The organism is Paucibacter sp. KCTC 42545, from assembly GCF_001477625.1.
In the GTDB taxonomy this organism is placed as follows: domain Bacteria; phylum Pseudomonadota; class Gammaproteobacteria; order Burkholderiales; family Burkholderiaceae_C; genus Paucibacter_A.
On sequence record NZ_CP013692.1, the window covers coordinates 4,047,396 to 4,071,351 of the forward strand.

22 protein-coding genes are annotated in these 23,956 nt (G+C 64.2%); 8 read left to right on the top strand and 14 right to left on the bottom strand.

What is annotated here, in order from left to right; genetic code table 11:
* Positions 1 to 50 precede the first annotated feature (50 nt).
* Positions 51 to 2,990 carry an excinuclease ABC subunit UvrA gene (gene uvrA, locus AT984_RS17305; RefSeq protein WP_058721171.1) on the top strand — a complete coding sequence of 980 codons (2,940 nt, stop codon included), beginning with the start codon at positions 51 to 53 and terminating at the stop codon, positions 2,988 to 2,990.
* 75 nt (positions 2,991 to 3,065) lie between these two features.
* On the opposite strand, the gene AT984_RS17310 is transcribed toward uvrA, so the two are convergent.
* The gene (locus tag AT984_RS17310; protein ID WP_082680127.1) at positions 3,066 to 3,833 is read right to left on the bottom strand and encodes an MHFG family PEP-CTERM protein; all 768 of its coding nucleotides are present in this window, start codon (positions 3,831 to 3,833) and stop codon (positions 3,066 to 3,068) included.
* Between the two features lie 344 nt (positions 3,834 to 4,177).
* Here AT984_RS17310 and AT984_RS17315 point away from each other — a divergent pair, with 344 nt between their 5' ends.
* The gene (locus AT984_RS17315) at positions 4,178 to 4,573 is read left to right on the top strand and encodes a response regulator (RefSeq protein WP_058721173.1); all 396 of its coding nucleotides are present in this window, start codon (positions 4,178 to 4,180) and stop codon (positions 4,571 to 4,573) included.
* A 126-nt stretch (positions 4,574 to 4,699) separates the two neighbouring features.
* Here AT984_RS17315 and AT984_RS17320 read toward each other — a convergent pair whose 3' ends face one another.
* The 8 genes from AT984_RS17320 to AT984_RS17355 form a co-directional block, all read right to left on the bottom strand.
* Positions 4,700 to 5,131, bottom strand: a complete 432-nt coding sequence (locus AT984_RS17320; RefSeq protein WP_058722418.1) for an SWIB/MDM2 domain-containing protein — start codon at positions 5,129 to 5,131, stop codon at positions 4,700 to 4,702.
* 216 nt (positions 5,132 to 5,347) lie between these two features.
* A complete protein-coding gene (locus AT984_RS17325) occupies positions 5,348 to 6,463 on the bottom strand; it encodes an alpha-hydroxy acid oxidase (protein WP_058722419.1) in 1,116 nt (371 codons plus the stop codon).
* Positions 6,464 to 6,477: 14 nt separating this feature from the next.
* Complete coding sequence (locus tag AT984_RS17330; RefSeq protein WP_058721174.1) at positions 6,478 to 7,161, bottom strand: Fe2+-dependent dioxygenase; 684 nt, start codon at positions 7,159 to 7,161, stop codon at positions 6,478 to 6,480.
* 25 nt (positions 7,162 to 7,186) lie between these two features.
* Entirely contained in the window at positions 7,187 to 9,439 is a 2,253-nt protein-coding gene (locus tag AT984_RS17335; protein WP_058721175.1) for a TonB-dependent receptor, read from the bottom strand.
* Positions 9,440 to 9,575: 136 nt separating this feature from the next.
* Entirely contained in the window at positions 9,576 to 9,995 is a 420-nt protein-coding gene (locus AT984_RS17340; protein ID WP_058721176.1) for an ExbD/TolR family protein, read from the bottom strand.
* 4 nt (positions 9,996 to 9,999) lie between these two features.
* Positions 10,000 to 10,776, bottom strand: coding sequence for a MotA/TolQ/ExbB proton channel family protein (locus AT984_RS17345; RefSeq protein WP_058721177.1), 777 nt, complete (start codon positions 10,774 to 10,776; stop codon positions 10,000 to 10,002).
* Between the two features lie 58 nt (positions 10,777 to 10,834).
* Positions 10,835 to 11,674, bottom strand: a complete 840-nt coding sequence (locus tag AT984_RS17350; protein WP_156422080.1) for an energy transducer TonB — start codon at positions 11,672 to 11,674, stop codon at positions 10,835 to 10,837.
* Between the two features lie 241 nt (positions 11,675 to 11,915).
* On the bottom strand, positions 11,916 to 12,881 hold the full coding sequence (locus tag AT984_RS17355) for a TerC family protein (protein WP_058721179.1): 966 nt from the start codon (positions 12,879 to 12,881) through the stop codon (positions 11,916 to 11,918).
* Positions 12,882 to 13,325: 444 nt separating this feature from the next.
* Between AT984_RS17355 and AT984_RS17360 the strand changes: the two genes are divergently transcribed.
* On the top strand, positions 13,326 to 13,682 hold the full coding sequence (locus AT984_RS17360) for a phage holin family protein (protein ID WP_058721180.1): 357 nt from the start codon (positions 13,326 to 13,328) through the stop codon (positions 13,680 to 13,682).
* Between the two features lie 16 nt (positions 13,683 to 13,698).
* Here the strand turns inward: AT984_RS17360 and AT984_RS17365 are convergent, their stop codons facing one another.
* The gene (locus AT984_RS17365) at positions 13,699 to 15,333 is read right to left on the bottom strand and encodes a M48 family metalloprotease (protein WP_231741454.1); all 1,635 of its coding nucleotides are present in this window, start codon (positions 15,331 to 15,333) and stop codon (positions 13,699 to 13,701) included.
* A gap of 103 nt (positions 15,334 to 15,436) precedes the next feature.
* On the opposite strand from AT984_RS17365, the gene moaC reads away from it, so the two are divergent.
* The gene (gene moaC / locus AT984_RS17370; protein WP_058721181.1) at positions 15,437 to 15,919 is read left to right on the top strand and encodes a cyclic pyranopterin monophosphate synthase MoaC; all 483 of its coding nucleotides are present in this window, start codon (positions 15,437 to 15,439) and stop codon (positions 15,917 to 15,919) included.
* 3 nt (positions 15,920 to 15,922) lie between these two features.
* Here the strand turns inward: moaC and AT984_RS17375 are convergent, their stop codons facing one another.
* Entirely contained in the window at positions 15,923 to 17,665 is a 1,743-nt protein-coding gene (locus AT984_RS17375) for a PglL family O-oligosaccharyltransferase (protein WP_156422081.1), read from the bottom strand.
* 163 nt (positions 17,666 to 17,828) lie between these two features.
* On the opposite strand from AT984_RS17375, the gene AT984_RS17380 reads away from it, so the two are divergent.
* Genes AT984_RS17380 through AT984_RS17390 form a run of 3 tightly spaced genes read left to right on the top strand, consistent with a single transcriptional unit; the run spans position 17,829 to position 20,601 of the window.
* On the top strand, positions 17,829 to 18,230 hold the full coding sequence (locus AT984_RS17380; protein WP_058721183.1) for a GntR family transcriptional regulator: 402 nt from the start codon (positions 17,829 to 17,831) through the stop codon (positions 18,228 to 18,230).
* Entirely contained in the window at positions 18,227 to 19,114 is an 888-nt protein-coding gene (locus AT984_RS17385; RefSeq protein WP_058721184.1) for an ABC transporter ATP-binding protein, read from the top strand. Before AT984_RS17380 ends, AT984_RS17385 begins: the two co-directional genes overlap by 4 nt.
* A gap of 2 nt (positions 19,115 to 19,116) precedes the next feature.
* The gene (locus tag AT984_RS17390; protein WP_058721185.1) at positions 19,117 to 20,601 is read left to right on the top strand and encodes a hypothetical protein; all 1,485 of its coding nucleotides are present in this window, start codon (positions 19,117 to 19,119) and stop codon (positions 20,599 to 20,601) included.
* A gap of 25 nt (positions 20,602 to 20,626) precedes the next feature.
* Here the strand turns inward: AT984_RS17390 and AT984_RS17395 are convergent, their stop codons facing one another.
* A complete protein-coding gene (locus tag AT984_RS17395) occupies positions 20,627 to 21,133 on the bottom strand; it encodes a flavin reductase family protein (RefSeq protein ID WP_058721186.1) in 507 nt (168 codons plus the stop codon).
* Positions 21,134 to 21,225: 92 nt separating this feature from the next.
* Between AT984_RS17395 and AT984_RS17400 the strand changes: the two genes are divergently transcribed.
* A complete protein-coding gene (locus AT984_RS17400) occupies positions 21,226 to 22,164 on the top strand; it encodes a M48 family metallopeptidase (protein WP_082680130.1) in 939 nt (312 codons plus the stop codon).
* 27 nt (positions 22,165 to 22,191) lie between these two features.
* Here the strand turns inward: AT984_RS17400 and AT984_RS17405 are convergent, their stop codons facing one another.
* Together AT984_RS17405 and AT984_RS17410 are read right to left on the bottom strand one after the other, a co-directional pair.
* A complete protein-coding gene (locus AT984_RS17405) occupies positions 22,192 to 22,833 on the bottom strand; it encodes a Crp/Fnr family transcriptional regulator (protein WP_058721187.1) in 642 nt (213 codons plus the stop codon).
* Positions 22,834 to 23,241: 408 nt separating this feature from the next.
* The gene (locus AT984_RS17410) at positions 23,242 to 23,907 is read right to left on the bottom strand and encodes a helix-turn-helix transcriptional regulator (protein WP_082680131.1); all 666 of its coding nucleotides are present in this window, start codon (positions 23,905 to 23,907) and stop codon (positions 23,242 to 23,244) included.
* Positions 23,908 to 23,956 lie beyond the last annotated feature (49 nt).

A 23,956-nucleotide genomic window follows, 5' to 3' on the forward strand; every position in this document is an offset into this window, starting at 1 on the left:
CCTATGATGCTCAGTTGTTTTTCCTTGGCCTGCAGTAGCTCCCCACCATCATGTCCGACATCGAAACCCGCCCGGCCTCTCCTCTTGCGGATGTGCCGATGATCCGCGTGCGGGGTGCGCGAACCCACAATCTGAAGAACATTGATGTTGACCTGCCGCGCAACAAGCTGGTCGTCATCACCGGGCTGAGCGGCTCGGGCAAGTCCAGTCTTGCTTTTGACACCTTGTATGCCGAGGGCCAGCGCCGTTATGTCGAAAGCCTGTCGGCCTATGCCCGGCAGTTTCTGCAGCTGATGGACAAGCCCGATGTGGATGTGATTGAGGGCCTGTCCCCCGCCATCTCCATCGAACAAAAAGCCACCAGCCACAACCCGCGCTCCACCGTCGGCACGGTGACCGAGATCCACGATTACCTGCGCTTGCTCTATGCCCGCGCCGGCACACCGTTCTGCCCCGACCACCACCTGCCGCTGGAGGCCCAAAGCATTGCCCAGATGGTGGACGCCGTGCTGGCCATGCCCGAAGGCGCCAAGCTGATGTTGCTGGCACCGGTGGTGCGCGACCGCAAAGGCGAGTTCATTGACCTCTTTGAGCAGTTGCAGGCCCAGGGCTATGTGCGCTTCCGGGTTGACGGCGTGACGGTGGATGCGCCCGACTTCCCTGCGCTCAAAAAGGCCGAGAAGCATGACATCGACGTGGTGGTGGACCGGGTCAAGATTCGCACGGCCGGGCCCGAGGGCGATGCCAGCGCCCATGATCTGCGCCAACGCTTGGCCGAAAGCTTTGAGGCCGCGCTACGTCTGGCCGAAGGCCGCGCCCTGGTCCTGAATATGGACACCGGCGTGGAGCAGATCTTCTCCAGCAAATTCGCCTGCCCGATCTGCAGCTATTCGCTGTCGGAGTTGGAGCCGCGCCTGTTTTCCTTCAATTCACCGGTGGGCGCCTGCCCTTCCTGTGAAGGCCTGGGCCAGATGACGCTGTTCGACCCCGAGCGCGTGGTGGCCTTCCCCTCTCTCAGCCTGGGCAGCGGCGCGGTCAAGGGCTGGGACCGGCGCAATGCCTACACCTTCTCGATGCTGGAGGCGGTGGCCGCGCATTACCAGTTCGATATCGAACTGCCCTTCGAGCAGCTGCCCGAACAAGCCCGCCACGCCTTGCTACACGGCTCGGGCAGCGAAGAGATCGCCTTTGTCTACCAGGCCGAATCCAGCGGCGCGACCCGCAAGCGCGCGGTCAAGCGCAGCCACCCGTTTGAAGGCATCTTGCCCAATCTGCAGCGCCGCTTCAAAGAAACCGATTCCAGCGCGGTGCGCGAGGACTTGGCGCGTTATATGGCCGCCAAGCCCTGCCCGCATTGCGAAGGCTCGCGCCTGCGCCGCGAAGCCCGCAATGTGGTGCTGCAGGCGGTGGACGCACCCGAAGGCAGCAAAGGCCGGCCCATTTACGAGGTGGAGCATTCCACCTTGCGCGATTGCCTGCACTACTTCGAAGGCCTCAAGCTCAAGGGCTCCAAGGCCGAGATCGGCGACAAGGTGGTGCGCGAAATCACCTCGCGCCTGCGCTTCCTCAACGATGTGGGCCTCAACTACTTGAGCCTGGATCGCAGCGCCGACACGCTCTCGGGCGGCGAAGCCCAGCGCATCCGCCTGGCCTCGCAGATCGGCTCAGGCCTGACCGGCGTGATGTATGTGCTGGACGAACCGTCCATCGGCCTGCATCAACGCGATAACGACCGGCTGATCGCCACCCTGCGCCGCCTGCGCGACCTCGGCAACACCGTGATCGTGGTGGAGCATGACGAGGACGCCATCCGCGCCGCCGACTATGTGCTGGACCTGGGGCCAGGCGCCGGTGTGCACGGCGGCCACATCATTGCGCAGGGCACGCCCGACGAGGTGGCAAACAACCCGGCCTCGCTGACCGGCCGCTATCTGTCTGGCACGGCCTGCATCGAGGTGCCCAAGGAACGCCACAAGCTGGCCGACATGAAGGAGCCGCATTCGCTCAAGATCGTCAACGCGCGTGGCAATAATTTGAAAGGTGTGACGGTGGAGATTCCCGTCGGCCTGCTGACCTGCGTGACCGGCGTGTCCGGCTCGGGCAAGAGCACCTTGGTCAACGACACGCTCTACACCGCCGTGGCCAAGAAGCTCTACCAAAGCCATGCCGACCCGGCGCCGCATGACGAGATCGAAGGCCTGGACGCCTTCGACAAGGTCATCAATGTGGACCAGTCGCCCATCGGCCGCACGCCGCGCTCCAACCCCGCCACCTACACCGGCCTGTTCACCCCCATCCGCGAATTGTTCGCCGAGATGAATACCGCGCGCGAACGCGGTTATGGCCCCGGCCGCTTCAGCTTCAACGTGGCCGGCGGCCGCTGCGAGGCCTGCCAGGGCGACGGCGTGCTGAAGGTGGAGATGCACTTCCTGCCCGATGTCTACGTGCCTTGCGACACCTGCCACGGCGCGCGCTACAACCGCGAAACGCTGGAGGTGCTCTACAAGGGCAAGAACATCACCCAGGTGCTGGGCATGACCATTGAGGACGCCCACCAGTTCTTCAATGCCGTGCCGACGCTGGCGCGCAAGCTGCAAACCTTGCTGGACGTGGGCCTGGGCTATGTGAAGCTGGGGCAAAGCGCCACCACGCTGTCGGGCGGCGAGGCACAGCGCGTCAAGCTGGCGCTTGAGCTGAGCAAGCGCGACACCGGCCGCACGCTCTACATCCTGGACGAGCCCACCACCGGCCTGCACTTCGCCGACATCGCCCTGCTGCTCAAGGTGCTGCATCAGCTGCGCGATGCGGGCAACACCATCGTCGTCATCGAACACAACCTCGACGTCATCAAGACGGCCGATTGGTTGATCGATATGGGCCCCGAGGGCGGCTCGGGCGGGGGCCAGCTCTTGTTGGCCGGCACGCCGGAACAGCTGGCGGCCTGCGAGGCCAGCCACACCGGGCGCTATCTGAAGCAATTGCTGCGCTGAATGACAAACGGGGCCACAAGGCCCCGTTTTTAGTTCGGCAGGATCACGGCAAGCGCTGGCCCGCCGGATCTGAGATCAGTGCTGGCGGCGGCGGGCGATGAAGCCCAGTGCGGCCAAGCCCGCCAAGAGCAGAGCCCAAGTGCCGGGCTCAGGCACGACCGGCGGCGGTGCTGGCGGCAAGGAAGGCACGCCGGGAGGCGCGATCGGATTCGCACCACCACCCGGGCCGAAGGCCAGCGGCGGCGTCGACGGTCCCGCAGAGGTAAAGGTCGACCCTGGCACCAGAGGCGCGACATCCGAGCCGCCACCCGCACCGGCTGCGAAGGAGCCCGGCGCTGCCAAAGGACCGGCCGATGTTGGTTCCAGTTCCAGCGGTGCTTGCGAGTCACCGGTCGCCGAGTTGGCGCCACCGGGCGCAGCGGCCCGCGCGGGCATGCGATCAATGCGGCTGACGTTGCGGCACACGGTTGGCACCAAGATGCACTGGCCGTCTTCGCAGTAAACCAGGCCGCGCTCTTCAAGCTTGGCCGACCACTTGGCACGGCTGACCGTCTTGCAAACATTGTTGGCACCGAAGTGCATGTCGCGAATTTCGCTGCCGTACTGGGCATTGCCCTTGATGCCGTCGCGCTGAATGCTGACCAACTCGTCGTAGTCGCGCTTCTTCATGCGCTCTTTCAACTTGGCTCGGGTCGGCGCAGGAATATCGGTGTAGCGGTCGACTGCGGCCACCACATCACCCATGAAGGGGTTCACGCCCGGCTTGTCCCAGGAGCAATGCGGCAGCACGGCGCCAGACGCCGCGCCGGAGGCCGCAAGTGCAAGAGTAGCAAGCAAAGACATGATGATTCCTGGTTATCTCAATCGGCAAAAATGCTGAAATTGATCGGCAAAACTACTGCCATTTGGTGTTCGATAGTGGCAAAAATCGCCGCCGAAGCGCCTCCATCGGCCACATCGCTAGTGTAAAGAATGCACCCTGTCGATTTACGTTCAGATACAACAGGTGAATGCCCTGGAGGTGCGCAATTTCACGCTCTTGAGTTTTTAATCGCACAAATGTGACGAAATTCACATTTTGATGAATCGCAAATTTCTAGGTTTTGCAGCTTAAACAGCGTTGGCGCCAGCACTTTCACTGCTACGCTCTGCGCCGTCCCGTCCAACCGCCCATCGCACACTCAGCCATGCAGCAGGATTCAGCCGCCCAAGTGCTCTACGTCGAAGACGACCGCATCAACATCGTCTTGATGGAAGAAGTGTTTCGACGCCTGCCAGGCTGGGAATTGATCTGCGCCGAGACCGGCGCCGAGGCCATGGCCTTGCTGCATGAGGGCTTGCGCCCGGACTTGCTGCTGATCGATATGAACCTGCCCGACACCAATGGCATGGACTTGTTTGCCCGCTTGCAGGCTGATCCGCGCTTGGCGGGCTTGCGCTGCGCCGCGCTGTCGGCCGACGACGACCGGCGCCAAGTCGACGCCGCGCTGGCGGCCGGCTTTAGCGATTACTGGATCAAGCCGATTGCCGTGCCGCGCTTCGCTGCACAACTGCAAGCCAGCTTGGCTTTACAGACAGCGTAGGTTCCGCAGAGTCGCTGGCGCCAGCCACCCGACATTCAAACTCAACTGACAAAGAAAAAGGCCCGGTCAACCCGGGCCTTCTTGCAAGCCGCCGCTGAGCACGAAGCCCGGCGGCGCCATGACGCATTACTTCAGGTGGCTGTTGATCAGCTTGGTCATCTCGAACATATCGGCCTTGGCCTTGCCGAAGATTTCCTTCAGGGCGGCGTCGGCAACGATGATGCGCTTTTGCACTTCGTCCTGCAGCTTGTGCTTCTTGATGTATTCCCACACCTTCTTGGTCACATCGGTGCGTGGCAGCGGAGCTGCGCCGACGATGGCGGCCAAAGCGGCGCTGGGGGTCAAGGCCTTCATGAAGGCAGCGTTGGGGGTGCGCTTCTTCGCAGGAGCAGCAGCCTTCTTCGCAGCAGGAGCCTTCTTTGCAGCGGGAGCAGCCTTCTTAGCGGGGGCTGCTTTCTTTGCCGGTGCAGCAGCCTTCACGGCCACTTTTTTAGCCGCAGGGGCCTTGGTTGCCGCTGCCGCCTTCTTTGCGGGCGCGGCCTTCTTCGCAGTTGCCATTTCAATTCTCTCCATCAAAGTGTTGTTGATGTGCCGGGTCCGGGTGAAGACCGCATAAGCCTTCAATTCTCTCTAGCACCTAGCGAGGGCAATGGTACTGCGCGCCTCCTGCATTGAGAAGGCTTTCATAGGAGAGCGCGGCTCAATCACACACGGAAATGACCCTTGTTTACCCTGGGTGTCGCGCACCCGCATCACTCAATGGCCGTCAGCAGGCTATTTCCGTGCTGACCACAGCAAATGTGGGCCGGCTTCGGCCAAGGTTTTGCAGCCGCTCAAGGCCATTGCAATCTCGAGTTCATCGCGCAAAAGTCGCAGCGCATGGGCCACGCCATGCGCGCCCGCCGCCGCCAAAGCATGAACATATGGGCGCCCCAGCAAGACCGCGTTAGCACCGAGGGCCATGGCCTTCAGCACATCGGTGCCGCGACGGATGCCCCCATCGACCAAGACGCAGAAATCAGCGCCGACACCTTCACGCAGGCGCGGCAGCAGCTCGGCGCTGGCGGGCACGGTGTCCAGGGTGCGGCCGCCGTGGTTGGACACGATCACGCCACACGCGCCGCGCTTGTGAGCCTCAAGCGCATCGTCGGCATGCGTCACGCCTTTGAGCAGCAGCGGCAGGCGGCTATTGGCACGCAGCCAGTCGACCTCGGCCCAGGTGGCGGCACGCGGCATCAGGCCGTCAAACAAGGCGCTCTGGCCGGGCTGCAAGTCCAGCGGCTTTTTGAGGCCACCCAGGTTGACGGCGCGCACATCCGCGGGCAACTTGAAGCCGGCACGGCGCTCGCGGTCGCGGGCACCATGCACCGGCGCGTCCACTGTCAGCACCAAGGCGGTGAAGCCGGCTCGCTCAACCCGCTGCAAGAGTTCCAGCATGAAGCCGCGGTCATCGCGCCAGTAAAGCTGAAACCACAGGGGCCCGCTTTGCGGCTCGGCGGCGAAAGCCTGCGCCACCGCCTCCATCGCCACCGAGGCCTGCGCGCTCAGCACCATGCCCGCGCCTTGCGCCGCGGCCGCATAGGCCGAGGCCAACTCGCCATCGGCATGGGCGAGGCGCTGATAAGCAATCGGCGCCAGCAGAACGGGATGGGCCAGCTCGCTGCCCAGCAAAGGCACACGAGTGTGGCCACCGCTCAGATCGCGCAGCACACGCGGCTGCAACTGGATGGCATCCCAAGCGCTGCGGTTGGCGCGCAAGGTGATCTCGTCGGCCGCGCCGCCATTCAGATAGGCCCAGGCCTCGGCGTTCATCGCCGCTTGCGCATGGGCTTCGAAGTCCGCCAGATTGGCGACGCCGGCCGGAATGGGCTGCAGCGCGCTCAAGCTCATGGGCGCCTCGCCACTCATGTGTCCGCCCACATGCGCAAGAGGTTGTGATACGTGCCGGTCAGGGCGACCGCCGCCTCACACTCGCCCTGCTCGGCGCGCAAGCGCATCAAGGCCTGGTCCATCTCGAACAGCAAGCGGCGCTGCTCATCGCTGCGCACCATGCTTTCGATCCAGAAGAAGCTGGCCAGGCGCGCGCCGCGCGTGACCGGCTCGACCCGGTGCACGCTGGTGCCGGGATACAAAACCATATCGCCCGCCGCCAGCTTGACGCGTTGCTCGCCGTAGGTGTCGGCAATCACCAGCTCACCGCCCTCGTAGTCGGCCGGCTCGGCCAAGAACAAGGTGCAAGACAGATCGGTGCGCACCCGCTGACCACTGCCCGGCGTGTAGCGAATCGCCTGATCGACATGATTGCCGTAGGTGTTCGCCGCGCCGCTGTAGCGGTTGAACATGGGCGGCAGCACCCGCTTGGGCAGGGCCGCCGAGAAGAAGGTGGTGTTGCGCTCCAGCGCGCCCAAGATCAAGACTTGCAAGCTGCGCGCGGCCTCACTGCCGGAGGCGAGCTGCTCGTTGTTCTTGACCAGGGCGGCCTGCACCCCCGCCGTCTTGCGCCCATGCTCCCAGCTGGCCTGGGCCAGCAAGGCCTGCGCCTGCTGCAAAGCATCGGAATCAAGAACGGCGGGAATGCGGATCAACATGGGCGTACCAAGCCTTGCGGCCCCTTTAGAACTTATAGCTGCCGGTCAGGCTGACCATGCGGCCCGCGCCCGGCACGTAGTGACCGGTGTAGAGCGAGTCGGCATACAGCTTGTCGGCCACATTGCTGACATTGAGTTTAAGCAGCAACTGCTTGGGGATGACGGCGTACTCGGCCATTACGTCCGCAGTGACCCAGCCCGGCGCGGCCCAGCCTGGGTTGCGGTTGGGCGTCTGCTCGCTGCGGGCGGTCAGGCCGGCGCCGATGCGCAGGCTTTGCGTCAGCTGGTAGCTGCTCCAGATGGTGCCGCTGTGACGCGGGGTCAGCGAAGGACGATCACCGACCTTCTCAGACGCGGTGGCCGCAATGCCTTCGTCGATGCGGGCAATCGGCATCCACATATAGGAACCATAGACCTCCCAGCCCGGGGCCAGATTGCCGCTGAAGTCCATCTCGAAGCCGGCCACATGGCGCTTGCCTGACAGCACCACCAAGTTCACCAGCGGATCGGTATTGCGCTCATGCAGCTTGGTGGTCTGGAAGATCGCGTAGCGGCTGCTGAACTTGCCGTCAGCGCTGTCGATCTTGGCACCCAGTTCCAAGTTGATGGACTGCTCGGGCGGCGTGTCCACATTCGTGGCCCCCAGCGAGTAGGCATCGCCCGAGGTGTTGAACGAAGTGGCGGCCGAGGCGTGGAAAGACATGCGCTCGTTCGGTTGGAACAGCACGCCCAGGCGCTTGCTCCACTCCTTGACCTTCATGGTGTAGGACGAGGTGGTCACCGGGCCGGCGGCATTGGCCGGAATGGCGTAGCTGTCGTAGTCGCCCTTCAGGTGGTCGAAACGCAAGCCGGCCAGAATTTTCCAGGCCGGTGCGACCTGCACCAGATCCTGCACATAGGCACCCACACCACGCGAGGTGTACTCATTGGCGGTGCGCAGCACGCGGGCGCTTTCATCAATCCAGGCGCCGTCATCGGGCGAGCCCAGCGTTGTGGTGGGCTTGGTCAGGTTGACGCCGCCTTGTGCCGCGCTGCGCGGCGTGAACACCTGCTTCTTTTCCTGCGCAAAGTCGACGCCGGCTTGCAGCTCGTGGCCCAGACCCCAGCCCTTGAACTTGGCGTTCAGATCGCTCTGGGCATGCACGGTCTGCATGTCTTGAATCTTCAGCTGGGTGCCGCGCGAAATCACGGTCTTGGCGCTCAGCGTTTCCAGCGTCACGTCTTTGCCATCGGGCTGCAAATTGGCGCGGGCAAAGCGCACGGTGCCGGCACGTTGGTCGCGGGTGTAGTCGCTGAAGCGCAGCTTGCTGGTCAGCTCCACATTGCTGCTGAAGCGGTGGGTGTGCGCGCCGGTCAGCTGGGTGGCGGTACCCCGGTTGTAGTCGCTGGCCATGCCGTAGTAGGCGGTCGGCTTGAGCGGCGTCAGCGTCACCGCGCTGTCCGGCGAGCTCAGGCTGGGGTCGATCCAAGGCATGCCGTAATTCATGCCGTTGTTGTTATTGAGGTGGAAGGCGGTCAGGGTGAACTCATCCGCTTCGCCAATGCCGAAGCGGTAGGCGGCGATGGCGCCCTTTTTGTCCAGGCTGGAGCCGGCGCCGTTGTTGTCGGAGCGGTTGACCATGGCGGCCACGCGCAGGGCCGAGCTCTCGCCGGTCTTGAAATTGAAGTCACCCACCGCACGCAGCGAGTTGTGGCTGGCCACGCTCAGGTCGACTTGATGCTCATCGATCAAGCGCGGAGTCTTGGTCACCAAATTGACCGCGCCACCCGTGGAGCCACGGCCGAACAGCATGGAGGCCGAGCCGCGCATCACTTCAACGCGGTCTGCAAAGAAAGTGTCGCGGTCGTAGAAAGCGGGGTCGCGCACGCCGTCAACAAAAATGTCGCCGGTGGCTTGCAAGGCAAAACCGCGCAGGCGGATGTCTTCTTCGCCACCTTCGGCCGCCATGAAGCTGATGCCGGAGGTGTTGCGCAGTGCGTCTTTCAAGGTGTCGAGGTTGCGGTCATCCATCAGCTTCTCGGTCACCACGGTGACGGATTGCGGGATGTCGCGCAGCTCTTGCTTGCCCTTGCCGATGCGGGTCTCCACCGCTTGGTAAGACGTTTTGCCGTCACGCTCGGCGCTGGCTTTGCCGCGCACGATGGGCAGCGAGCTTTCGACCGGCTCAGTGGCAGGCGCGGTCTGCGCCAAAGCGGCAGTGGCCAGGCCAAAACCGGCGGCCAAAGCACCCAAGGGCAGCAAGGCGGAAGTAGCTAGGCGGCGATTGCGGGGTTGCATATTCTTGGTACTCCAGGAGAAGAGTGCAGGCATGGCGATGCCTGAAGCCGCCCGTTCAACAGGGCGGACTTGGGTTCAAAGACGAGGCTGGCTGGAGGCTGGCGAAGACGAAAAGAAGTTCGGGTGCAGCGCGTGTTCAGGGCCGCTCGGGCTCGCTGACGAAGCCGACCTTGCTGAGGCCGGCCTTGCTGGCATCGGCCAGGGTCTCGGCCACAAAGCGATAGGGCACGGCTTGGTCGGCGCGCAAATGCACTTCGGGCTGCTGGGGCTTGAGGCCTTCGGCGGCAAAACGCGCGGCGGCTTCGGCGCGGTTCAGCGCCTCACCGTTCCAAAAGCGCTGACCCGTGGCATCGATGGCCAGCTCAATCTTGTCGGGCACGGCTTGATTGAGTGTGCTGCTGACCTTGGGCAGATCCAGCTTGACCGAGTGGCTCAAGAGCGGGGCGGTGACGATGAAGATCACCAGCAGCACCAGCATCACATCGATCAGCGGCACCATATTGATCTCCGCCACCGGGCCGGCCGAGCGCTTATTGTCAAAAGACGCGAAAGCCATGGCCTCAGACCGCTGCGCTGTTGGAAGCGGCGCGCAGATTGCGCACCGGTGCAGCGGCCTGCGCGGCGCTCGGGGCTTGCGCCGCAGCGCTGGCACCGGGCGCTTCGCCCAGGGTCAAAAAGCTGTGCAGCTCGTAGGCAAAGGCATCGAGGCGGCCGCCGAGCACGCGGTTGCTGCGGCTGAACGCGTTGTAAGCCATCACGGCAGGAATCGCCACGGCCAGGCCAACGCCGGTCATGATCAAAGCCTCACCCACCGGGCCGGCCACTTTGTCCAGCGTACCCGCGCCACTCATGCCGATGGCCACCAGCGCGTGATACACGCCCCAAACGGTGCCGAACAAGCCCACAAACGGTGCAGTCGCGCCGATGGTGGCCAGGGTGGTCAGGCCGGATTCCAGCCGCGTGGTTTCCTCGTCCAGCACTTTCTTGATCGTGCGGGTGATGAAGTCATTGCTGCTGCCGGCTTCGGCCAGGCGCGCCGCGCCGTGGCGGGCATGGTGAGCCTGAGCATGCAAGGCCTGAGCACTCAAATGCGCGAAAGGGTCACGCGCGCCATGCGCGCTGAGTTCGGCCTGCACCGCATCGAGCGAGCCGGCGTTCCAGAAGAAGTCCAGAAACACGCTGCTGCGCTTACCGCGCAAATACTGCGTTAGGCTTTTGGAGGCGATCAGCACCCAGGACGCCACCGACATCAGCACCAGCACGCCGAACAGGAACTTGCCGACAAAGTCGGACTGCGCAATGAAGTGGCCAAAGCCAACCGTTGAAGTAGGTTCCATATCTTCTTTATTGGGGTCAGAGTCGATTTATTTGATGTTGAGCGCGAAGCGGAGGATCTCAGCGCTCCAGCTCGTAAGACAGCACGGCGATGCTTTCCACCTGCAGCGCCTGGCCGTTTTCCATGTGTGCGACAAAACGCGCGCTGCGGATGTCTTCCAAGGCTTGTTTGTCCAGCCGCTCGAAGCCCGAAGACTTCTTCACGCTGGCTTCCTTGAGATTGCCCTTGGCATCGACCACGATGCGCAAATGCACCATGCCGCTTTCGCCCAGGCGGCGCGACAGCAAGGGCACATTCACCCGCGGCTCGATCAGATAGCGCAAGGCATTGGGAGCAATCTTCTTCGCGGCAGGTGGCTCGACGCTGGTGGCCGCAGGCGCTGGCGGCGTCGACAAGGTCGTCGGCACGCTGCTGCTTGCCGGCACGGGCAAGGCTTCGATCGGCTCAGCGCGGGCAGCAACAAAGTCGGTCGGCTGCGACAGCTGAGGCGCTGCCGCCAGCAAATTGGTGGGGCGAACCACCGGCTGGCTAGGCTGGGGCTTGAGCAGCGGCTGCGGCGGTGCCGGCTGGGGCTTGACCGGCTCATTCGGCCGCACTGGCGCCAGCAAGCTGACCATGATGGGCGCGGCCTCTACCACCGCTTCACGCACTTCCCGCACTTGCAGCAGCGCCCAACCGGCCAGGGCGTGCAAAAGGACGACGACGATGGCCAAGCTGCGGCGCGCCACCGGGTCCAGCCCGTCATGGCGGGGCGTCAGATGCAAGGGCTGCACCTTGGCGCGGGGCGACACCGCCGGCGCTTGAGCGGCCGCACGTCGCCGCTCACCCGTGGCCTGCGTCGGCACAAGATCGCAAGCCGCAAGCGGCGTGGTGTCAGGCAAGGCGAGAAGGGGTTTCACGAGCAGAAGGGGCAGCGCGCTGCGAAGGTCATCAATAAACAAATCTTAACACAAACAAGAACGATTCTCATTACAGAGGTTGAGAAGCAATTGCTATTCAGTAGGGTTGAAGCTCTTGGCAGCAAGGCGCAGGGACGAAAAAAAACCCACCCGCTGTGTGCGGATGGGTTTTTGGCGATGAGATGTCGGGCGGGGCGTCAGCGGCAACAGCGCGACTGCGCTGCTGCCCCGCTTACCCCGATCAGGACTTGTCGGTGGCGATCTTCGGGGCGGTCTTCAAGCTCCAGACCATGGTGATGGCCAGAACCACCACCACCACACCCAGGGACACCAAGACCGGGATCTTGTAGATGTCGATCAACATCATCTTGGTGCCGATGAAGGCCAGCACCACTGCCAGGCCGTAGCTCAGCAAATGGAACTTGGAAGCCATCGCCGCCAGCAGGAAGTACATGGCACGCAGACCCAGGATCGCGAAGATGTTCGAGGTCAGCACGATGAAGGGGTCCTTGGTGATGGCGAAGATGGCCGGGATCGAATCCACCGCGAAGATCACGTCGGTCATGCCCACCAAGGCAATCACCAACAGCAGCGGCGTGGCCACGCGCTTGCCGTTCTCCATCGTCAAGAACTTCTCACCGTCGAAGTTCTTGCTCACAGGCATGGTCTTGCGCAGCAGCTTGAGGGCCGGATTGGATTCCAAATCAGGCTCTTTGCCCGACGCCCACCACATCTTGATACCCGTCAGCAGCAAGAAGGCGCCGAAGATGTACAGAACCCAGTGGAACTCTTCGATCAGCCAGCTGCCGACCAGAATCATCACGGTACGCAGAATGATGGCGCCGATGATGCCGTACATCAGCACCCGCTTCTGGTACGCCGCAGGCACCGAGAAGTAGGTGAAGATCATCAGGAAGACAAAGATATTGTCGACCGCGAGTGATTTTTCGATCAGGTAACCGGTCAGGAATTCCAGCGCCTTGGTATTGGCCAGGGCCACATCACCCGTGCTGTCTTTGACGGCCCACCAGAACAGGCCGTTGAAAGCCAAGCTCAGCGCCACCCACACCAAAGACCAGTTGATGGCCTCTTTGACCGAGACTTCATGCGCGCCCTGCTTGCGCAGCACGACAAAGTCCACAAACAGGGCCACGATGACCGAGCCCACGAAAAAGTACCAAAGCCAGAGCGGCGCGACTGTATCCATCAAGAATCTCCTGCAAAAACAAAACGACCAGACATGCCATCAGAGTGCTTCAGGCAGAGTCTGACTGAAGGCACGCAAAAGGCCAAGGTCGAAAGGTCTTGCGGGACAGGGCGTGGACAGCTTTATGCATCCACTCACCAGCTGCGGCGCCCGGGCATCTTCACAGACGCCGTGTTGACGGACCACCGCCACGACATGGATTGGGCCCATGCCGCGTAGCTACTCCCCTTTCGGAAAATCGGATTATGCCTGAGCCCGCGCAAGACCTGGCCCCATATGAGGACATCGCGCCGGCGCGCTGCGTGACGCTTGCCACATGTCAGGGGCCGATACCTGGATCAAGGCGGCAGATGAAGTACGCTTAGCAGCACGGCGCTGACTGCGCCATGCCATACGTACCCTGCATTTCGCGCCATGCGCACCCAACAAACAGGCTGGAGGCCTATGAAGATACTGATACGCTGGCTTTTGCTGGCCGGAGCCCTGCTCTTGGTGGCCCACCTCTATTCGGGCGTGATGGTCACCAGCTTCACCTCGGCGCTGATCGCCGCGCTGGTGTTGGGCTTGCTCAACACCTTGCTGCGGCCCATTCTGGTGCTGCTGACCCTGCCGGTAACGGTGATCAGCATGGGCCTGTTCCTGTTCGTCATCAACGCGCTGATGTTCTGGGCCGCCGCTTACTTACTCAATGGCTTTGTGGTGGCCAACTTCACGGCCGCGCTGATCGGCTCACTGATCTACAGCCTGTGCGGCATGTTGATCGATGTGGTGATGGAACGGCTATTCCCTTCGCTGGACTAAGTCGACGTCAGGGCAGTCAAGGCAGTTCAGCGCCCGGCGGCACGCCACGCGGGTACATCTCGGCCAGCAATTGGCGGCGCTCGTAGGTGAGCGCGCGCAAGCGCGAATCGATCACCGCCGCCTCGATCTGATCGGCATCACGGCCGCGCGACTGCCGCAGACCTGAGCGCAAACGGTCAATCGCGCCATTCAAATCTCCCATGGCCGCGCGCACCTCGCCTTGCGCCCGCAGCGCACGCAAGGGCTGGTTCAAGCGATCCCACAGCTGGGCCAATTGCGCCCAAGCGCCGGGGTCATGCGGATTGAGGCTCACATAGGTTTGCAAATCATCGGCCGCCTGGCGGGCCGATGCGGTGCCGCTGCTGTCCACCATGGCCAGCTGGGCGCGCTGCATCAGCATGGGCCGGGAGCGCTCACCCGCCAGCCCAGCCAGCGCCGCAAAGCCATCGCTCGCCTGGCCCTTGGCCGCAGCCAACTCGGCACGCAGATAGCGCAGATCACGGCTGGCGCGCTCGTCTGGACCCAAGAGCTGCAGGGTCAGCTCGGCACTGCGCAGGGCGTTCTCGGCACGCGTGAAATCACGCATCTTGATGGAAGCCAGGGCGCTGGCATAGCGTGCGCCGAGTTGCTCATAACCCTTGCCGCCGTCCTTGCTGCTGGTGTCGCGCACGCCGGCGTCAAGGTTCTGTAGCGCGGCCCAGGCTTCCGCGCGCGGGTCCATCAAGACCTTGGCCCGCGCCGCCATCAATGCATGCTCAGCCACGCCCAGCGGGCGCACAAAGGCCTCGGTGCCCATGCGGGTGCGGGCGTCACCGATGCGCTCGCTGGTCAGCGGGTGCGAGCGCAGATAGGGGTAGTTGCCCGCGTCCATCAGGTGATAGCTCTGCTCCATGCGCTCGAACATGCTAAACATGCCGGCCGGCGCATAGCCCGCCTGCGTCATCACCTGAAAGCCCACCCGGTCGGCCTCGCGCTCCATATCGCGCGAGAAAGCCAGCGAGGCCGCTGCCGCCGCCGCCTGGCTGCCGACGATGGCCGCGTTGGCGCCGTCCACGCTGCCGCTGCGCGCCGCGATGATGAGGCCGGCCACCATCGCCGCCGTGGCCAGCAAGCTATTGCGCGAGTCGCCGACGATGCGGCGCGCGATATGCCGCTGCGTCACATGCGACAACTCGTGGCCCAACACGGAAGCCAACTCATCGCGCGACACCGTCATCGCAATCAAGCCCAGGTGAACGCCCACAAAGCCGCCCGGCAGCGCGAAAGCGTTGACGCTCTTGTCGCGCACCAAGAAGATTTCCCAGGCGAAGTGATCCTTGGTCTCGTCACCGATATTGCCCAACCGAATCCCGGCCGCCACCAGCGGCGCCCAAACGCCCTGCACATACTCCAGCAAGATGGGGTCGTCCAGCAAGTCCGGGTCGGGGCGGATCTGGCGCATGATTTGGTCGCCGAAACGCCGCTCGGCGCCCACATCCAAATCGGCCGAAACTGAATCGCCCAGGGTTGGCAGATTCACTTGCGCTACACCGGGCCGCGGCCCACTGACCAACAACAAGGCTGCCAGCACGCTCAGCGCCAATTTGCGCGGCAAGACGCTGCGCGGCGCGCTGCCACGGCGCGAAAAAAGGCGAGGTGTTTGCTTCAACAAGAAAGAATCTCCAAGGGCGCCGCCGTGAGCACACTCACTATGATGAGGCCAGTATCGTCCCCACATGCAACTCAATTGTTGCTGCACTTTAAAGACTCGCACCATGACCAGCGCACATCTGACCCATTTTGACGCCCAGGGCCAAGCCCATATGGTGGACGTGGCGGCCAAAGCCGTCACCCATCGCGTGGCGCGCGCCGCCGGCCACATCGAGATGCTGCCCGCCACCCTGGCCATGATCAGCGCCGGCACCGCCAAAAAGGGCGATGTGCTGGGCATCGCCCGCATCGCCGCGATTCAGGCCGCCAAGCGCACGTCCGACTTGATTCCGCTCTGCCACCCCCTGCCCCTGACGCGGGTGACGGTGGACTTCGAGATCGACGCCGCAGCGAACCGCGTCAGCTGCATGGCCCAGGTCGAAACTCTGGGCCAGACCGGCGTCGAAATGGAGGCCCTGACCGCCGTGCAAATCGGCCTGCTGACGATCTACGACATGTGCAAGGCCGTGGACCGCGGCATGGTGATGGGCGCCATCCGCGTGCTGGAGAAAAAGGGCGGCAAAAGCGGCGACTGGTCCGCAGCTTGAGCCTCAGCGCAGCTCGCGCCACTCAAACATCTGCTTGGGCGGCTCGCACTGGAAGAATTTGAAGGCGCCCAGATCGGTCTCCTCACATTCGCTGAGGAAGCTTGCCGCGCTGGCATTGTGAAACTCACGCAGGCGCGCCACGACATAACGGGCCTTTTCATCGTCACCCACACGGTGCAGCGACTTGGCCCACGCCATCATCAGGCGCGCATCGATGAGCTGATGCGCGCTGCGCTGCGCCGCCGCCAGCGTCTGCGGGCCCGGGTCCAGGCTTGTGGCTGCGGCGTAATCGGCCTGCGTGGCGAAGAACACCGAATGTTGCCCCTCGGCAATCCGGGTCGCCAGCGGGCCGGCATTCTCGCCCGGCGCGTAAATCACCACCACGCGGTGATAGTCCCACACCGCAAACACCACGCCCACCACCAGGGCCAGGCCGGCCACGCGCAGAGCCGGTGCGAGATCGGCCTTGGCCGGCACAAACGCGGCCTCACGCTGGGGCGCACCCAGCGCCAGCCCGAAGGCAAAGGCGGTGGGTAAGAGGAAGTAGGCGTACCAAAGCGGGTATTCGAGCAAGCTGTGTAGGCCGATCATCAGCACCAGCATGAAGGCGCTGCGGCGCACCGCGGCCTGAGCCGCATCCACTTCTTGCATGCTGAGCCGGAAGGCGCGCCACAAAGACCAGCTGAGCAAGGCCAGAATGCTCAAGCTCCAGGGCAGGCCCAGCTCCACCGCCAGCTGCATCGGCAGGTTGTGGCAATGGTCGAAGAAGGCCACCGGGCGCTGCGGAAACTCGCTCATGGTCCAGGCCAGATTGAACTCACCCCAGCCCACGCCCGTCCAGGGGCTCTGCTTAAGCAAGGCCCAGCTATTGGCCAGAATCGCCAGCCGCGAGGGCGAGCCCGCGCCCTCGGCCAAGCGCGACTCCACCCCCAGCGCGTGGCCACTGCTGGCCGACCAGATCGCCAGCAACCAAGCGCAAAGGCCCAGCATGACGGGCGTGGCCAACAGTGAGAACTTGGTGGCACGGCTCAAGCGCCGATCGAGCAAGCCCCAAACCGCCAGAATGAGCACGCCGATCACGCCGGTGCGAGAGCCGCTCAACATCACCGCGAAGACCAAGGCGAACAGCAGCGCCGGCAATGCCCAGACCGAGCGCAAGGACCAAGGCCGCCCCGACTCCGCCAGGTAGACCGCCGCCACGCAGGACCACATCAGCAAGCTGGCCAGATGATTGGGCTGGCGCATATTGCCCACCGCCCGGCCCGGCACGCCGCTGCGTGCGATCACGCTGCCGTCCGCCCACTGCGGCGCAAACACCTGCACGACGCTAACGACCACGCTCAGCAGGCCTGCCACCAGCAGCCCCCAGCAAAACACCTCGAACCAGGCCGAACGCGCCTCGGCATGCAAGCCCTGCGCGGCAAGCAACAGCAAGGTCGCCGCGCCAATCAAGGCCGTGTTCGACAGCGCCAGCGACAGCGGCAAGCCCGCCCAAAAATGCGAAACCAGCGGCGCCAGCAGCAGCAAAAGCATGGCGCCCAGCGCCGCCGTCATGCGCAGCTGCGGCTGGGCGGCAGCCAGCAGCGCCAGCACACCACCCCAAGCCGCCAAAGCCGCCAGCTGGTTGAACAAGGTGGCCGAAGGCGTCAGGTTGTAGGCCAGCAGTGGCGCCACGATGCAGGCCAGCAACATGGCCAGCACCGCCACGGGCGGCAAAGAAAAGTGGGGGGAGTTCAAACGTGTCATGGGGCGAATCATCACATGGCGGAAGCCTGGCCGAAATTGTCCACGCCCCACTTGCTCGGTTGGGCGAGCGTGCACGCAAGGACTATTCGCCCCCTCGCAACGAGAACTTGTTGACCTCCGGCGAATAGGTGTACTACGATACCGATACACCAAGGGGATCACTTTGAGTAGCGACGCGTTCTTCTTTCGCATCAACACCGGCTCCACCGAGCCGATCTACCGCCAGCTGATGGAGCAGCTGCGCCGGCGCGTGGCCAGCGGCAGCTTGAGCGCCGGCCAGGAGATTCCTTCGGTGCGCGAGCTGGCCCAGGTGCTGGCCGTACACCCAATGACCATCTCCAAGGCCTATAGCTTGCTGGAGGCCGAAGGCTTGCTGGAACGCCGCCGCGGCCTGGCCATGCGCATCGCCCCTCAGCACAGCAAGGCCCAACCCACCGCCTCACGCATCGACCTGCTGCGCCCCAGCCTGGAGCGCGCTGCCGCGCAGACCCGCGAGCTCGAACTCAAGCCTGCCCAGGCCCTGCATCTGTTTGAACAAATTCTCAAAGAGGGAGACCCGGAATGAGCACCGCCACTTTGCCGCAGCCCACGGCCACCTTGGATCAGCTTGAACTCTATTACCCCGGCCAAGCGCCGGTGCTGCGGGGCTTGAGCTGGCAGCTGCTGCCCGGCCAGGTGGTGGGCTTGCTGGGCCGCAACGGTGCGGGCAAGACCACGCTGCTGGAAGCCCTGCTGGGTCTGCGCGAACCGCAAGCCGGCCAGGTGCGCCTGTTCGGCCAGGCGGCTGCCGAGATTGACGACGCCACCCGCGCCCGCATCGGCTATGTGCCGCAGCAAAGCGATTTGTTCGACGGCTTCACCCCCGCCCAGCTGCTGAGTTACTTCAAGAGCTTCTACCCACGCTGGAACGAGGCCAAGGTGGAGGGGTTGATGTCACGCTGGGACATTGCCCGCGACAAGCCCATCGCCAAACTCTCCGGCGGCCAACAGCAGCGCCTGAGCATCATCCGCGCCCTGGCGCATGAGCCGGACCTGCTGGTGCTGGACGAACCCGTTGCCAGCCTTGACCCCGCCGGCCGGCGCGACTTTCTGCGCGAGCTGGTGGACCAGGTGTTGGACCGCGGCACCACCGTGGTGTTCAGCACCCACATCCTCTCGGATCTGGAGCGGGTCGCCTTCAACCTGGCGTTTTTGCAAGCCGGCCGCATCGCGGTGCAAGCGCCGCTGGACGAGTTGATCGAGCAAGTGCGCAGCGTGCAGGGTTCAGCGGCCGAGCTGCAGGCGCTGACGCAGGCCTGCGGCGCCCAAGTGCTGCGCAGCCATGCGCTGGACGGCGGCCAAGAGCGCCGCCTGATTCGCCTGCCCGCTGAAGCTGCTGCCGCCACCGCCGCGCTGGACGAGCGCCTGCAGGCCGTCAACCTGGAAGACCTGTTCATGGAGTTGACTTGAAAATGGCGACCTCCATTCACCAGGCCCACGCCCTGCACTATCGCCCGGTACTGCTCGCCGCCTGGCAGCAGCATCGCAACGGCCGCTCGCGCTACTTTGTGCCACTGGTGGTCGGCTTGTCGGCCTTGCTGCTGCTGGCCATTGGCTTGACGGCCAGTTGGAGCGCGGCCCTGCAAACCGCAGCCGCCCTGGCCAGCGCCGGCCTGCTGGGACTGTGGACCGCACTGTTTGCCAATCTGTGCCGGCAGAACCACCCACACCACGCCCGTCTGCTGCCGCTGCAATTGCAAAGTTTGCGCGCCACCTTGGCGCTCAGCCAGTTGATGCTTTCAGCCGCCATCGCCCTGCTGATGGGCCTGAGCCAGGGCCATGCGCTGGCCTGGGGCCTGGGTGCGGGCTTGTTGATGTTGGTGATTGCCGCCTGTGTGCGCTGGTGGCAGATGAGTGTGCTGGTGTGGCTGGGCTTTATGGTGCTGGTCGAGCATCTACAAAGTCCCTGGGTGCAGGCGCCCTGGCAAGCCTTGCTGGCTTGGTACACATTGCAGCCCGCCACCCTGGCGCTGGCGGCAGCTTTGCTGCTGCCCTGGTGCACCAGCCGCTTGCTGCAAGCGGGCGGCAGCCGCCACGCGGCCAACTATCAGCGCCGCGCGAGGGCGCGCCAGATGTTCCGCGAGCAAATGACGGGCGCCAAGTACACGCCGAAACATTTCAGCCCCGTCGGCTTGTGGCTTTGGGAATTGTTCACCTGGCCAGTGCCGCTGTGGACCCGCCATTTGCTGCGCCAGGCCCGCCCCACAGCGAAAAGCGCCATCGCCCGCGCAGAGCTGGTGACCCTGGGCAATGTGCACTGGGTGGCCATGCTGGGCTCCGCCAGCCTGGTGCTGAGCATTGCAGTCGTGGTCATATTAGCGATGCAGATCTGGCTTGAACCCTTCGACTGGCAGCACGTGCATCAGGGCGGCAATCTTGGCCTGCAAATCGGCCTCGTCAGCATGGCCATGAACCCCTTATTCGGCCTGGCCGCCAACCTCTACCGCACACGCCGCGAGCAGGCCTTGCTGATGCTGCTGCCGGGCATGCCGCGCGGCCGCGCGCTGAACACGCTGATGGCGCGCCGCACTGCCATCCAGTTTCTGGCGCAGTGGCTGATCGCTCTGTGCGCCTTGGTGCTGGTGGCAGGAGGGAATGAGGCCCTGGCCGGCATGAACTTCTCCGGCCTGCATTTGCTGCTGGCCTGCCTGCCGGCGGGCAGCTTGCTGCTGCGGGACTGGTCCAGCCTGCCCTCACCGGGTCAGGGCCCGGCCATTCTGGTGTTTATCGGCGTGGTGGCGTTCGCGCTCGCCATGGCTGGCCTGCAGTGGCTGGGGCTGAGTATGTGGCTGATGGCCGCGGCCGCCGTGCTGCTCAGTTTGGCGCTGCTGCGCTGGCGTTGGCAGGGCTTGATTCTCAAGAGCCCAGCGGCGATGCCGGTGGGGCGCTGGGGCTAGCCTGGCGCGATGTCAGATCAATCGCTCAGATCGGCAGTTCGGTGAAATAGCGCCCACCGTGGAAGATCAGCGGCTGCGCGCCGGCGCGCCAGGCACAGCTTTCCACTTCACCGACAAAGATGACATGGTCGCCCTCTTCGTACTGGCTGCGGTTGGCGCACTCGAACACGGCGGCCACGCCGTCCAGCACCGGCGCGCCACCGGCGCCCTCACGCCAGGACACGCCGGCAAAGCGGTCAATATCCCGCGTGGCAAAGCGCTGGGCCAGCTCTTTTTGGTCGGCCGCCAGGATATTGATGGCGTAGTGCGAGCCACGGCTGAACACGGGCATGGACCCGGCGCGCTGCGCCAGGCTCCACAGCACCAAGCGCGGTGACAGCGACACGGAGTTGAAGGAATTGGCAGTCAGGCCGACCAGGCTGCCGTCGGGCGCGCGGGCGGTGACGATGGTCACCCCGGTGGCAAACATGCCCAGCGCAGCACGGAATTCTTGCTGTTGTTCGGCTGGGCTGGGGTTGGACGTTTGAAGCATGGCGCATTGTCGGGGCTGAAGCCGATCTCGTCTTGCAGCGGGCGAAATTAACCCCATTTAGAGCAGCCCCCCGAGGCATTAAGCTCTAGGCCATGACCGCAAGATTTGACCCCCACGCCGACCCCATTCTGCCCAGCGCGCCCCTGCACGGCTTCGGCCGCTGCGCCTGCCACACGCACCAGCCCTCGCGGCGCCTGTTCACCAGCCTGCTGGGCGCGGTGGCGCTGGCGCCCGCCTTGTCTTCACCCGCCAGCGCCCGCGAAGGCGTGGACGTTGGCGGCACCAGCGGCCTGGCCAAGCTGGTGCCGGCCGAGCAAGTGGAGGCCGCCGGCGCGCAGCAGTATCAGCAGATGATGCGCGAGGCCGCCAACCAACGCGCCTTGGCGCCGGCCAATCACCCGCAGCTGATTCGCCTGCGCGAGATCGCCAAACGCATCATTCCGCAATCGGAACCCTGGAACCCGCGTGCCAAGCAATGGCGCTGGGAGGTCAATTTGATCGCCAGCCCGCAGCTCAATGCCTTTTGCATGCCGGGCGGGAAGATCGCCTTCTACTCCGGCATTCTCGAAAAGCTCAAGCTCAGTGACGACGAGGTCGCCACCATCATGGGCCACGAAGTGGCGCACGCCCTGCGCGAACATGCCCGCGAGCGCATGGCCAAGACGCAGGCCACGCGCCTGGGCGCCAGCCTGATCTCCAGCCTGTTCGGCCTGGGCGGCGTGGGTGACACCTTGCTGAATATGGGCGGCCAATTGCTGACCCTGACCTTCAGCCGCGAGGATGAGAGCGAGGCCGATCTGGTCGGCATGGAGTTGGCCGCACGCGCCGGCTACGACCCGGAGGCCGGCGTCACGCTGTGGCAGAAAATGGGCGCGGCAGCCAAGGGTGCGCCGCCGCAGTGGCTGTCCACCCACCCGGCGGGCCCGACCCGCATCAAGGACATTCAGGCCAATCTGCCCAAGGTGGAGCCGCTGTACGCGCGGGCTGACAAGCCCAAGCAGCGCTTTGAGGTGGCGCAGCCCAGCCGCTAGGGCTGAGCTGAGAGGGGGTGCGGCTGCTTACCAGCGCGCCGGCAAGGCGCGCAGCTTGCGGTAACGGCCGTTGGACACGCGCATCAGATAGCCGCCCAATTCCAGGTCCTTCACCAGCTTGGACACCATCTCGCGCGAACAACCCAGGCGCTGAGCCATCGCTTGATGGGTCAGCTGCACTTCGTCGGTCGTCAGCGTGGCGGTTTCGAGCAAGGCCTTGAGGCGGCCGTACACATCGTTGAGTGCCAGCTGTTTGGTCGACAAAGTGGCGGCGCGGGCGCGGCGAATCACCTTGGTCAACAACTCAAAGGCGAACTCGGGGTACTCGCTGATATGCGCCAACAAGCTGGCACGGGTCAGCATCACGCAGCGTGAATTCTGTTCGGTGATGACGCTGGCCGAGCGCGCGCCGCCGTCCAGGCTCATCTCGCCAACGTACTCGCCAGCGCCGTAAATGCCGTAGGTGACTTCGCGGCCACGCGCGTCGCAGCCGTAAACCCGCAAGCTACCCGACAGCACCAGATAGAGGGCATCGCCCTGCGAGCCTTCTTCGATTAGCAGGGTGCCGCGACGGTAATTGCGCGCCACACCTCGCGCGGCCAGGGCGCGCAAGCTAGCAGGCAATTCCGTGTAATCCGAGGCCGAAGCCAGCAATGCATCAGTTTCCATACGAGAGGCGCCACGGAAGACAGCCGTGGTCGCGCCCGCATATTACGAGACAGACGTAGCCGTTCTCGTCGCGCTGATACGACAAACAGGCCCTATCCCCATTCGGTGGGTATAGGGCCTGTTGATGGCGAATTTGGGCTAGGGATGGCGCGGAAAGCTGAGTCGATGAGGGGCCGAGCGACTTGGAAGCACTTTCGAGCGGTCTGTCACGCAAAGCCTTAGTCAGTTGGTGACAGCCTTGCCGCGTGTATCGCGGCAAGTCCTTCGGCAGTCGAGCCAAGCCCTCTGGCTTGGCTGTGCAGCCTCAGAGCTACTCGGGGGCCCTCGGGCGGTCTGTCACGCAAAGCCTTAGTCAGTTGGTGACAGAGCTACTCGGGGGTACCCTCGGGCGGTCTGTCACGCAAAGTCTTAGTTGAACTCCATGCGTAAGGCGGACATCAGCGGCGGCAGCACCGCCAACTGGCGCATCAGCTCGCCGATGCTGTCGGCACCGGACTTGGCGCGGATGCTTTGAATCTGGGTGCGCACCGTGGAGATGGCCACACCCTGCTGCTCGGCCACAAAGTTGGGCCGCACGCCGGCGCTGAGGGCTTTGAGCACTTCGGTTTCGGTGGGCGTCAGGCCATAGCGCAGCGCGAACCATTGCGCCGCCAATTCGCCGCAGAGCTGACCTCGCTCGAGCACCAGCAAAACGGCGGCGCGCGACACATCGCGATTCAGAGGCACCACCACGACATTGCTGCGGCGCTCGCCTTCACCCAGGCGCAAGAGGCAGCGCCGACCGTCGCGCTCGGCATTCTGCAAGGCTTCGGCCAGGGGCGCGGCATCACGCGGGTCGCGGCAACGCAGGTGGTTGGCGCTGATTTCCAAAGGATGAGATTCATCCAGGCCGCGCCGCGCCGAGAGATTGCAGTGCAGCACGCGGCCAGAGGCATTCAACAGCAACACGCCGTAGTCCAGCTCCTCCAGAACCAAACTCAGCCAGTGGCTGCTGAGCGAATCAGCCTGCCGTCTTTCCGTCTTGCCCGCTGCGGGAGTGAAGGCACTCACCATGGACCCGATTGCTACTTCCATACCGATCTCCTCAGTGCGCGTTTGGACTCACACAACGCCGGCACAGATT